The organism is Phytomonospora endophytica, from assembly GCF_014202425.1.
In the GTDB taxonomy this organism is placed as follows: Bacteria; Actinomycetota; Actinomycetes; order Mycobacteriales; family Micromonosporaceae; genus Phytomonospora; species Phytomonospora endophytica.
Window position 1 is genome coordinate 14,042 of the sequence record NZ_JACHGT010000009.1, and the last position, 11,561, is coordinate 25,602.

At 69.5% G+C, this 11,561-nt stretch carries 12 protein-coding genes; 6 read left to right on the plus strand and 6 right to left on the minus strand.

The window, feature by feature from the left end; genetic code table 11:
* Positions 1-182: 182 nt before the first annotated feature.
* Complete coding sequence (locus HNR73_RS40800; RefSeq protein ID WP_184789238.1) at positions 183-1,232, plus strand: Shedu anti-phage system protein SduA domain-containing protein; 1,050 nt, start codon at positions 183-185, stop codon at positions 1,230-1,232.
* Between the two features lie 5 nt (positions 1,233-1,237).
* Here HNR73_RS40800 and HNR73_RS20815 read toward each other — a convergent pair whose 3' ends face one another.
* Positions 1,238-2,056, minus strand: coding sequence for a LysR substrate-binding domain-containing protein (locus HNR73_RS20815; protein ID WP_184789239.1), 819 nt, complete (start codon positions 2,054-2,056; stop codon positions 1,238-1,240).
* 32 nt (positions 2,057-2,088) lie between these two features.
* On the opposite strand from HNR73_RS20815, the gene HNR73_RS20820 reads away from it, so the two are divergent.
* From HNR73_RS20820 to HNR73_RS20830, 3 genes are all read left to right on the plus strand, one after another.
* Entirely contained in the window at positions 2,089-2,487 is a 399-nt protein-coding gene (locus HNR73_RS20820; protein ID WP_184789240.1) for a DUF5997 family protein, read from the plus strand.
* Positions 2,488-2,576: 89 nt separating this feature from the next.
* Positions 2,577-2,957 carry a hypothetical protein gene (locus tag HNR73_RS20825; protein WP_184789241.1) on the plus strand — a complete coding sequence of 127 codons (381 nt, stop codon included), beginning with the start codon at positions 2,577-2,579 and terminating at the stop codon, positions 2,955-2,957.
* Positions 2,958-3,044: 87 nt separating this feature from the next.
* On the plus strand, positions 3,045-3,212 hold the full coding sequence (locus tag HNR73_RS20830; protein WP_184789242.1) for a hypothetical protein: 168 nt from the start codon (positions 3,045-3,047) through the stop codon (positions 3,210-3,212).
* A gap of 58 nt (positions 3,213-3,270) precedes the next feature.
* On the opposite strand, the gene HNR73_RS20835 is transcribed toward HNR73_RS20830, so the two are convergent.
* Positions 3,271-4,500, minus strand: a complete 1,230-nt coding sequence (locus HNR73_RS20835; RefSeq protein ID WP_184789243.1) for a DUF6357 family protein — start codon at positions 4,498-4,500, stop codon at positions 3,271-3,273.
* Positions 4,501-4,615: 115 nt separating this feature from the next.
* Entirely contained in the window at positions 4,616-5,698 is a 1,083-nt protein-coding gene (ychF, locus tag HNR73_RS20840) for a redox-regulated ATPase YchF (RefSeq protein WP_184789244.1), read from the minus strand.
* A 142-nt stretch (positions 5,699-5,840) separates the two neighbouring features.
* On the opposite strand from ychF, the gene HNR73_RS20845 reads away from it, so the two are divergent.
* Positions 5,841-6,512 carry a hypothetical protein gene (locus HNR73_RS20845; protein ID WP_184789245.1) on the plus strand — a complete coding sequence of 224 codons (672 nt, stop codon included), beginning with the start codon at positions 5,841-5,843 and terminating at the stop codon, positions 6,510-6,512.
* 116 nt (positions 6,513-6,628) lie between these two features.
* Entirely contained in the window at positions 6,629-6,916 is a 288-nt protein-coding gene (locus tag HNR73_RS20850; protein WP_184789246.1) for a hypothetical protein, read from the plus strand.
* A 54-nt stretch (positions 6,917-6,970) separates the two neighbouring features.
* On the opposite strand, the gene ahcY is transcribed toward HNR73_RS20850, so the two are convergent.
* The 3 genes from ahcY to manA all read right to left on the minus strand — a co-directional run bounded on the left by ahcY (position 6,971) and on the right by manA (position 11,557).
* A complete protein-coding gene (ahcY, locus tag HNR73_RS20855; protein WP_184789247.1) occupies positions 6,971-8,443 on the minus strand; it encodes an adenosylhomocysteinase in 1,473 nt (490 codons plus the stop codon).
* A gap of 155 nt (positions 8,444-8,598) precedes the next feature.
* On the minus strand, positions 8,599-9,207 hold the full coding sequence (locus HNR73_RS20860) for a lytic polysaccharide monooxygenase auxiliary activity family 9 protein (RefSeq protein WP_184789248.1): 609 nt from the start codon (positions 9,205-9,207) through the stop codon (positions 8,599-8,601).
* A 1,159-nt stretch (positions 9,208-10,366) separates the two neighbouring features.
* Positions 10,367-11,557, minus strand: a complete 1,191-nt coding sequence (gene manA, locus HNR73_RS20865; protein WP_184789249.1) for a mannose-6-phosphate isomerase, class I — start codon at positions 11,555-11,557, stop codon at positions 10,367-10,369.
* Between the last annotated feature and the right edge of the window lie 4 nt (positions 11,558-11,561).

Consider the following 11,561-nt stretch of genomic DNA (forward strand, 5'->3'; position numbering starts at 1 on the left):
CGGAGGTCGGGAAAGTGTCGGATGGTCAGGCGACCATCACAATATGGCCACACGATCAGATGCCACGCTGGCGTACCTCCTACAGCACGTGCTCAGCATTTCCACGTCGGACGAGACGAAGTCGGCTGTCGATGCGGTGCTGAAGCACATGGACAGCGCCAGCGCTCCCTATCGCGGCGGCCGTGTGCTGGTGGAGCTGCTTCAGGCGGCTGCACTCAGCAGCGCACGACCCTGCCGCAGTCCGCCCCCTCGCGGACGCGATCGCCTATGTGGAAGGCCGTGTATTCAAGAAGGACATCGAAGACAGGTACAACCTTTCCGGCTACCGCAGCAGGAACCCTTTCGACGCGAAGTTCGTCGGCAACATCGGCGCCATAGCGCTCGATTGGGCATGCTCCCAACTGGCAGATCTCGTAAGCGCTCAACCCGATGCCGCCGGATCTGAACTGCTGATGCAACTCACGCGGTTGAAAAACGATACTGGATTCGCCGATGCGGCAGAAGACCGTCCCGGACGCTTCCGCATCCTCCGTGGCCGAGCGGAAACGGCTGCCTGGCTTCGTGACATCCTGCTCCATCGGCTTGACGTCGAAGACCTCGATGATTCCATCCATCGTCTCGTCACGAGTCCCGAAGCCCTCGCGCTGCTCACTGACGATCCGGACGGCGAGATCGTTCTGCAAGCTATGGAACTCCGGCGACGCAAGTCCGGGCTTGGCGAGTTGCGCGCCGTCATCGACGACGCCACGTCGTCCGAGACCTTGATCCAGCCCGCACTCCAGCGAGAGTCCTGGATCTTCGGCGGGCAGTACGTCGGCATCAGCGAGCACCGTCGCCTCGTAAGCGGCGACGAACTCGACATCCCTTTGCTTCGGCCGGACGACACATTGTGCGTCGTCGAACTGAAGCTAGCTCAAGTCCCCGTTGTCAAGCGACACCGGGGCAGCTGGGTGGCCAACCGTCACGTCGGAGACGCCGTTTCCCAAGCCGTCAACTATCTGTGCGGCCTCGACGAGGCTCGCGATCGAGTCCTCGCCCAGTACGGAATCGACTCCCGCCGCGCCAACGCCGTCGTACTCGTCGGGCACCCCGCCGCTCAGCCGGACGCGACCGAAGCCGAGGTCGACGAGACGCTCCGCTTGTACAACTCCCATCACGCTCGCGTGGAAGTCCGGACCTATAAGCATCTGCTTGACGACGCGGAGAACGCGCTCAAGCTCGGCGTGGCCTAGCCTCGCTACGACTTCCGCCGCGGCTTCCCCCGCTTGCCGCCGCCCTTCGGCGCACCGCCCTTGCCGCCCGCGCCAGCCTTCCCGGCGCCGCCCTTCCCGGCGCCGGTCTTTCCCGCGCCGCCCTTCCCCGCCGCCTTGCGCGGCGCCGCCGGCGCCTTCCGCTTCGGCGAGGACGCGGACGTGGACGCGGCCCCCGGCGCAGCCACACCCGCCCCCCGCCCCCGTGAGCTGTTCACGGTCCGGCCGCGCACGATGCCGATGAACTCCTCGACCAGGTCGCTCGTCTCGCCCTCCGGCCAGGACAGCGCGACGCCCGACTCCGGCGCGCCGTGCAGCGTCCGGTAGGTCAGATCCTTGCGGTGGTGGAGGCGCGCGAGGGACTGCGGCACGATCAGCAGTCCGACGCTCGCCGCCGCCCACGCGAACGCGTCGGCCGTCGTCTCTGGCCGCTCGACGGCCTCACGGCCCGGCGGCCGCGCCCAGTCGAGGACGTCGTCGAGGGGCTGGAGCACGACCTCGTCGGCGACCTCGGTCAGGTCGAGTTCCTCGACGGCCGCGACGACGTGGTCCTTCGGGACGACGACGACCGTCGTCTCGGTGTAGAGCGGGATCGCCTGGAGGCCGGTCCGGTCCATCGGGAGGCGGACCAGGCCCGCGTCGGCGCCGCCGTCGCGGAGCAGTCCGGGGGCGTCGGCGGCGGTGGTCGCGACGAGCGTGAGCGGCACGTCGGGCAGCCGCTCCTCCCAGGTCCGCACCCACTTCGTGGGCGTCACTCCCGGGACGTACGCGAGGCGGAACGACGGTGGTTGCTGCGGGCCTGTCACCAGGCCAGGCTACCTGCCGATAATCTTGGCGCATGACGTCGTCGAGCAAGACCGCCCAGACCATGAAGCCCGCGACCGCGGCGAAGAAGCTGGGCGTGTACCTCCCGGCCACGCCCGCGGAGTTCCAGGACGGCGTCGTCTCCCGCGACGAGCTCAACGCCCTCCAGGCCGACCCCCCGCCGTGGCTCGCCGACCTGCGCAAGAACGGCCCGCACCCGCGACCGGTCGTCGCCGCCAAGCTCGGCGTCTCCATCGCCGGCCTCGCCCGCGCCGGGATCACCGAGGCGCTCACGACCGAGGAGATCGACGCGATCAAGGCCGAGGCCCCCGAGTGGCTCACCGCCGAGCGCGACACGCAGGCCGAGGTGCGCCGCGAAGACGCGCGCGTGAAGTCCAAGAAGGCCGACGAGGCGCGGCAGAAGAAGGGGTAGGGCGCACCCCGCCCGTACGCCCACCGTCGTACGCACACGGCCTTCCCCGAGCCGACGGCGAAACCCGCCGACGCGCCGACGATTACCTCATGACGAACACGACGACGACCCGCCCCACGACGAAGACCCTCACGGCGACCGGTCTCGCGGCCGGCGCGGTCGGCATCCTGATGCTGTACCTGGCCGGGATCGAGTTCCCCTTCTTCCCGCCGCCCGGCATGCTCATCGCCACCGCGGGCGCCCTCGCCGTCGCGTTCGTGCGCTGGCGCTGGATCACGCTCCTCGGACCGGTCCTGGGCGCCTTCTACTGGATCGGCCTCTTCGGCAGCGGCACCGCCGGCTACCTGCTCGGCGACGAGGACGTGCTCGTGACCGCGGGCATCTGGGTGCAGATGGCCGGCGTGACGGTGGCGTTCGCGAGCGGCATCGCCGCGGTCACGGCCGGCCGGCGGAGGTCGGTCGCGGCCTGAAAGGTCCGAAATACACGACGGGACAGCACGATCCGTCACGCTTCCCTACCCTGACGTTTCCATCCAGGACACACGAGAGGGGTCGTCATGACGATCATCCGCCGTCTCGCCGATGCGATCACCGAGCGCGTCGTTCCGCGCGCGGACGCGAAGGCCGAATGCGCACCGAAGTGCTGGAACGCCGGCTCGTGCCCCGGCGGCGGCACCAACCAGTGCTGCCGGACCAAGGGCTGCGTTGTCATGTGCGTGTGCTAGCCACCACACGCTGAAACCCGGGCCCGCGAGTCGATCGCGGGCCCGCGGGCCGTGACCTTCAGCCCCGGCGGGAACCGTCGCGTCGGCGTCGCGCGTCTTCGAACGCGGCGTGGTCCGACATCCACCCCGCGAGCTCGTCCAGGGCGCCGAATCCACCGGCGACGTACGCGCGCACCATCGCCCGGTAGTGGGCGAGGTCGTCGATGAGGCCGTACTCGACCCGGTAGCCGTCCCCCTGCGGCACCGTCGCGATCCGGGCGATGGAATCGGCGTAGAAGTGGAGCTGGATCCCCTCGCCGGGATCCTCGTCCTCAAGGGTGAACACCTCGTTGCGGGAGCCGGCCCGTTCGGCCACGAACGCCCAGAACGACTCGACGGCGCCGCGCTCGTCGCCCGGGCGCCACCTCCTCTCGACCTCCTTGTCGTCGGTGAAGGTCAGCTCGCGTTCACCCGGCGGGACGACCTCGACGTCGAACGGCTGTTTTCGGGCGCGGGCGGCCGCCTCGGAGCACATCAGGAAGGTCACCGTCCGCACCGCGTCGTCGGCGAGTTCCGGATGCTCGCCTCGCAGGGCCGCTTCGGCCGCCGCTTCCATCCGCTTCCAGTCCCGCTTGTCGGTGCCGAGTTTCCCGCGTCGGGGATCGCGGGCGATGTTCATGTCCGCGCACGCCCGCTCCGCGGTGGCGACCACACGCAGCACGACTGGCAGCAGCGCGGGTTCGACGGCCCGGGGGTCGCGTCGGGGGATCGTCGATCCGTGCAGGTACTGGCCGGTGAACTTCAGGATCGCGGCGTCGAGTGGGGAGAGCGTCACGCCCCGCCGCGCGCGACGCTGATCCGCTTCGTAGGTCTGCGCCCGCTGCCAGTTCGAGCTCTCCGTCGCCGCGCTCAAGGAGGCGAGCACCCGGCCGTCTTCGAGCAGCTCGATATCGGCACCGTGGGCGACCAGCAGAGCCCGCTCCCACTTCGTGCGCCGAAGGAACGCGTCGACCTCGTCGGGACGGGCGAGGAGGATCGGGTCGAGCAGCGCGACGGCGGCGGCCTCGTCCAGTGGGCCGCGGATACCGGCCGCGTGGCACAGCGGACCCACCGCGCTCGACAGGATCAGGTGCCTCGCCAGGTCCGCCCGTATTACGGCGAGGTGCTCCTCCCTGATCGGGACGCTGAACCTCCGCGGATCGTGCAGCGCATCGGCACCGCCCACGACCTCAAGGCGCAGACCCTCGGCCTCGCGAATCACCTTCGGCAGCCAACCGTTCTCACGCTTGAACACGAGCGCACCGCTCATCGACGCCTCCTCCGACCCGGCCAAGCTAGCCGATCACGACCGGCGGGCGTCGTCGGCGGACACGAAGAAGGGGCCCGCCGTGATCGGCCGGGCCCCTTCTGGGCGGGCGGCTCGCCTACACGTTGAACCGGAACTCGACCACGTCCCCGTCCCGCATGACGTACTCCTTGCCCTCGATCCGCACCTTCCCGCGCGACTTCGCCTCGCTCATCGAGCCGGCGTCGATCAGCTCGTCGTAGGACACGATCTCGGCCTTGATGAAGCCGCGCTGGAAGTCGGTGTGGATCTCCCCGGCCGCTTCGGGCGCGGTGGCGCCCTGCCGGATCGTCCAGGCGCGCGTCTCCTTCGGCCCGGCCGTCAGGTAGGTCTGGAGTCCGAGGGTGTGGAAACCGATGCGGGCGAGCTGGTCGAGGCCCGGTTCGCTCTGGCCGGTCGACTGGAGCAGCTCAAGGGCCTCTTCGGCGTCGAGGTCGATGAGTTCCGACTCGATCTTCGCGTCCAGGAACACCGCGTCGGCGGGCGCGACGAGGGCGCGCAGCTCGTCGAGCAGCGTCTCGTTGCCGAGCTGGGACTCGTCGACGTTGAACACGTACAGGAAGGGCTTCGCCGTCAGCAGGTGCAGTTCGCGCAGGGCTTCGAGGTCGAGGCCGGCGGAGAACACCGTCCGGCCCTCGTTGAGGATCTCCCGGGCGCCCTTGATCGCCGCCAGCCGCGCCTGGAGCTCCTTGTCGTTGCCCTTGACGCGGGCTTCCTTCTCCAGCCTCGGCAGCGCCTTGTCGATCGTCTGGATGTCGGCGAGGATCAGCTCGGTGTTGATCGTCTCGATGTCGTCCGACGGGGACACGCGGCCGTCGACGTGCGTCACGTTGTCGTCGGCGAAGACCCGCACCACCTGGCAGATCGCGTTGGCCTCACGGATGTGGGCGAGGAACTGGTTGCCCTTCCCGAGGCCTTCCGACGCGCCGCGCACCAGCCCGGCGATATCGACGAACGTGACCGTCGCGGGCAGGACACGCGCCGACCCGAACACCTCGGCGAGCTTCGCCAGTCGCGGATCGGGCACGCCGACGACGCCGGTGTTCGGCTCGATCGTGGCGAACGGGTAGTTCGCCGCCAGGATGTCCGAGCGGGTCAGGGCGTTGAAGAGGGTGCTCTTGCCGACGTTTGGCAGGCCCACGATGCCGATGGTGAGTTTCACCCGGCCATTGTCCCCGGAAGCCCACTATGACGCCCACCACGGGGTCAGGGTGTGCCCGGTTGCATCTATGCGCCAGGATGAGGGGCCACAACAGAGACCCACAGCACACCCCGACCCCTAATCCCCCGCATGGGAGGGCCCAATGCGGCACGTTCTCAGTCTTATCTACGGCCTCTTCGGCGCCTTGGCCGCCTGGGTGGCCGCCGCGATCGGCGCCAACGCCTTCGCGTTCCACGCCATGGAGTCCGCCGGAGCGCCCCTTCCGGACGGCGCGTGGGCCAAGACCAAGCTCATCGGATACGCGGGCCTCGCCGTCGCCGGGTTGATCCTCGGCTTCCTCGCGACCCTGCGGCTCTCGCCGGCCGGACCGATCCTCGCCGGTGTCATCCTCATCGGCGGCCAGGTCGTCTACGAGTACAAGGCGAACTGGCTGGAGCTGAAGGCGCTCACCGAGGGCCTCAAGCTCGACCCGGCCGCGCTGGCACTCCCGTCGGCGACGTACGCACCGGTCATCATCGGGACCATCCTGCTGACCGCCGCCCTGAGCATCTCGCGCTGGCGCAACCCCAAGGCCGTCGCCGAGACGACCGACTACACCCCCGCGGAGGCGCCGCTCGGCTCCACCGCGCTCAACGACACCTACGGTCAGCAGCCGATCGACCCCTTCGCGCCCACCGCGCCGACGTACGAACCGGCCCCGGCGGCACCCGCCCAGCCGTCGATGTACGTCGACGACGGCGAAGGCGCCACCACCCAGCTCCCGCACAACCCGGCGGGACAGCAGAAGCCGCCGCCCCCGGCCTACGGGGCGTAAAGACCACGCAGGAGACGCCCGGTTCCGCGAGCGCGGAACCGGGCGCTTTCGCGTTCGCGGTGCGCCGGGCGGTCCCGTGTCACATGATCGACGTGTACCGGCGAGGAGGGGGACAGATGAGCGCATCGACCGACGAGGAGATCGTCGCGGCGATCCGGCCGATCCTGGCCATGACCGCTCAGCGCGACGTGCACGCCGAGGTGGCCGAGCGCCTCCGCTACACGACCGATCCGGGCGGCCTCGCCGAACGCGACCGCAACGGTGAGCGCATGGCCGAACTCGACCGCGAGATCTGCCTCGCCTCCATCGAGGCCCTCAGCGGCATCGGCATGTGGCACGCGGCCGGCATGATCCGCGACGCGCTCGACGCCCACGACGCCGACATGGCCGCGAACGACTCATAAGACGTGGAGGGCCCGGGACGACATGTCGTCCCGGGCCCTTTCACGCCGTCGGCGTCAGTAGCGGTAGTGCTCCGGCTTGTACGGGCCTTCGACCGGGATGCCCAGGTACGAGGCCTGCTGGCCCGACAGCTCGGTCAGCTTGACGCCGAGCGCGTCGAGGTGCAGCCGCGCGACCTTCTCGTCGAGGGTCTTGGGCAGCGTGTAGACGCCGATCGGGTACTCGTCGGTCTTCGCGTACAGCTCGATCTGCGCCAGCACCTGGTTGGCGAAACTGTTGCTCATCACGAAGCTGGGGTGGCCGGTGGCGTTGCCGAGGTTGAGCAGGCGGCCCTCGGACAGGATGATCACCTTGTGGCCGTCGCCGAAGGTCCACACGTCGACCTGCGGCTTGATGTTGTCCTTGGTGACGTCGGTGCGCGCCTGCAGCCCGGCCATGTCGATCTCGTTGTCGAAGTGGCCGATGTTCCCCACGATCGCCTGGTGCTTCATGCGCGCCATGTGCTCGTGGGTGATGACGTCCTTGCAGCCGGTCGCGGTGACGAAGATGTCGGCGGTCTCGACGACGTCGTCCAGCGTGGTGACCTGGTAGCCGTCCATGGCGGCCTGGAGCGCGCAGATCGGGTCGACCTCGGTGACGATGACGCGCGCGCCCTGTCCGCGAAGCGATTCCGCGCAGCCCTTGCCGACGTCGCCGTAGCCGCACACAACGGCGGTCTTGCCGCCGATGAGGACGTCGGTGGCGCGGTTGATGCCGTCGATGAGCGAGTGGCGGCAGCCGTACTTGTTGTCGAACTTGCTCTTGGTGACCGAGTCGTTGACGTTGATCGCCGGGAAGCGCAGGGCGCCGTCGCGCTGCATCTCGTAGAGGCGGTGGACGCCGGTGGTGGTCTCCTCGGTGACGCCCTTAATGGAGTCGGCCATGCGCGAGAAGCGCTGCCCGTCCTCCGTCAGGGAACGGTTGAGGAGGGTCAGGATGACCTGGAACTCCTCGCTGTCGGCGGTCGACGGGTCCGGGGCGGCGCCGGCCTTCTCGAACTCGGCTCCCTTGTGGACGAGGAGCGTGGCGTCGCCGCCGTCGTCGAGGATCATGTTGGGTTCCTCGGTGCCCCAGTCGAGCGCGCGCTCGGTGCACCACCAGTACTCTTCGAGCGTTTCGCCCTTCCAGGCGAAGACCGGGACGCCCTGGGGCTTCTCCGGGGTGCCTTCGGGACCGACGGCGATGGCCGCGGCGGCGTGGTCCTGGGTGGAGAAGATGTTGCAGCTGCACCAGCGGACGCGCGCGCCGAGCGCGACGAGCGTCTCGATGAGGACGGCCGTCTGGACGGTCATGTGCAGCGAGCCGGTGATGCGCGCGCCGGCCAGGGGCTGCGACGCGGCGAATTCGCGACGGACGGCCATCAGGCCGGGCATCTCGTGCTCGGCGAGGGTGATCTCCTTGCGGCCGAAAGCCGCCAGCGAGAGGTCGGCGACCTTGAAGTCGGCGGCCGAATCCGTGGAAGGCGTGGTCTGCGGCAACGTACTCGTCATGCCCGCATGATACGGCCCGGTGATCGGCCCGGGCCATCGCGCGGCACCGCGTGTGCCCTGCGGGTCACATTCGGCAGCGAAACCCGCGCGGCGCCGGGGGCGGCCCCACGCGGGGGCCTCCCCCGGCGCCATGCCGGGTCTGGATCGACCGGTGCCTAACGGAAGTTGAGGTCCGAGCACTGGTAGAACGCGTTGGACGTGTCCGCGATCGTCCACACCGCGAACAGCATGTGCCGTCCGCTCAGGTTGGGCAGCGTCACGTTGTGGGAGACGCTGTTCGGGGGACGCGCGCCGTTGTACGGGAAGGACTTGATCGGCGTGAGATTGAGCGCCGAGCGGGTCAGCTTCGCCGTCTGGTTCCAGCCGGGTTTGGTGACGTAGTACTTGAAGTCGGTCGTGGCGTGCGCCGCCGTCAGCGTCCAGTTGACGTTGTAGCTGGAGCCGGCCGTGACGTTGTTGACGGGCCACGCGCCGCCGCGCTGGTCATCGAGCTGCGCGAACTGGCCGAGGCCGGCACTGCACAGCTTCGTGTCGGCGGGTCCGCCGTTGGGGAAGCCCTTGGGGCCTTCGACACTCTGCGGTTCCCACTGGATCGGCCCGCAGTTGGTGGCCTGGCCGAGCTTGCAGAAGTAGGCCCGGCTCGTGGGAGTCGTGGTGTAGCCGTGTGCGTAGGCGCCGGTACTACCGACGAGAAGGAGCATGAACGAGGCGACGATCGTCGCGGCGAAGCCGATGGCTACACGCGCGGTTCTTCGACCTAACATGGCGGTTCCTTTCTGTGACCCGCTGGTTAAGGAAAGCTTCCTTAGGGTAGGGCAAAAGCGGACTTTAGGTCTAGATACAGTTAAGTGACCGTACGACTACCGACAGCGGGCGAAATGCTCGAAACCCAGAAAGGTGCACAGAACCGGACAGTGCACGGCCTTGGGCGCGAGCGTGCGGCGGGAGGGCTGGCGGGCCGGGAACGGCTCGGCAAGGCTACTCAGCGACGGAACCGGGTTCGCGCCCCCAACCGCACGCCGGAAGCACGCTCAGCGCACGACGGGCGAGCGCACGACGAACGACGGACTGGCAGGCAGGCGGGTACGGCGGACAGCCACGCGGCACGCGGACAAGCCAACGGGCAGGCGGGCGTGACGCGGCTGGCGGGCAGGCGGGCTGGCGGGCAGGCGGGCTGGCGGGCTGGCGGGCGTGACGCGGCTGGCGGGCTGGCGGGCAGGCGGGCAGGCGGGCAGGCGGGCAGGCGGGCAGGCGGGCAGGCGGGCAGGCGGGCAGGCGGGCAGGCGAAGCGTGACGCGGCGAGGTAGCGGCGGCGGGTCGGGCTGACGGGCGGCGAGTTCTGCGGCGGAAGCGGCGAGGTCCGAAACGAAAGGCGAGAGACCGCGGACGCGAGCACCCCCCGAAGCTCCCCCACCGCCGCGCCCCCCACGGGTGACCTCTGCCGCGTAAGGCGTGGTGGCACGCGGAGCCGCCCCTCAATCCCCACCCACCAGACGCCTTGCCCACGACAGTCCCCACGCACTCAAGGCGGCGGAGCGTGCCACCACGCCCAGCGGCAAGCGGGCCGAAGGCCCGGAGGCGAGGCCGCCCAACGGGCGAGCCGCATCGCGAGCGAAGCGAGCCATACGTACAGGGCGGTTGGTCGTCCGGCGGACTGACCGCTCGGACTTTCCAACCGCCCTGTACTCCCCCCGGTTTGGTTCCCCCGCGCGTGGCTCGGACTTTCGTCGCGATGACGCTGCGTACCTAGATAGTTACACTCGGCCGATCGTCCGTCAAGGGGAAATCCGAAAAGATCGAAAGTTTCTGCGTTCGTGCGATTTCATCGCAAAACGCCACCAAGTGAGCGCACGCATGCTACGCAAATCACCACAAAAGCTCGATCGGCCGGCCCGGTGCCGCCCCGAAAGGACGGCCTCCGCCCTATGCCGTCGAGGCTTGGAAGAACTCGCCGAACCCTGTCGCGACAACGGGTCCCGTCGCGTCGGCCGACACGAAGGCGGCCTGTCCGGGGAGCAGCGTCAGGGCCTGCACGCCGTCATCGAAGCGCACTTGTCCCGACCAGCACAGCAGGATCCTCGGTCCGCCGTTGAGCAGCGTGACCGACTCGCGCAGTCCGCCGACGGCGCCGTGGGTGAGCCTGAACTCGGGCATCGGCGTCGGCCATTCGCGCACTCCGGGCGTGACCTCGACGGCGGCGACGCGTGGCTCGGGCAGGACCTCGTAGCGCAGGACCCGCAGGAGTTCGGGCACGTCGACGTGTTTGGCGGTCAGCCCGCCGCGCAGCACGTTGTCGCTGGCCGCCATGATCTCGACGCCGACGCCGCGCAGGTAGGCGTGCGCGTTACCCGCGGGCATGTAGATCGCCTCGCCGGGCTGGAGCACGACGTGGTTGAGCAGCAACGCCAGCAGCACTCCGATGTCGCCCGGGTACGCCTTCCCCAGCGACGCCGCCATCGCGTAGGTCGCTCCCCCGGGGCCTTCGCCGGCGAGCTGCGCGCATTCGGCGACGACCTGGTCGAGCAGTGCCCCACGCAGCGTCTCCGGGACGGTCATGACCGTCGCGACCGCTTCGCGCAGCGCCTGTGCCGGGTCGTCCTGACGCAGCAGTTCGATGGTCCCCGTCAGCGCCGGCACGTTCAGCCGCGAGAGCAGTTCGGCCGACTCGGCCGGGTCGCGGAAACCGCACAGGCACTCGTATTCCGAGACCGCGCACAGCAGTTCGGGCTTGTGGAAGGGATCGACGTAGTTGCGGACGGTCGCGTCGGCGGGGACGCCCTGCGACTCCTCGTCGTCGAAGCCCGCGCGGGCCTGCGCGGCGTCGGGGTGTGCCTGGATCGACAGGGGGGCCTCGGCGGCCAGAACCTTGAACAGGAAGGGCAACCGCGCCCCGAAGCGCCGGACGTTCGCGGCGCCGAGGACCCGCTCGGGGTCCTCGGCGATCACGTCGGTGAGCGTCCGGCCGTCCTCCACAGTGGACGGATCACCGGGATGCGCCCCCATCCACAGTTCCGCCTCCGGACCCTCGGTCGGGATTCGGCGGCCCTGCACCGCGGCGATGGCGGTGTGCGAGCCCCAGGCGTACGGGCGGATCGGATTGCGCAGCAGTTCCACGGTT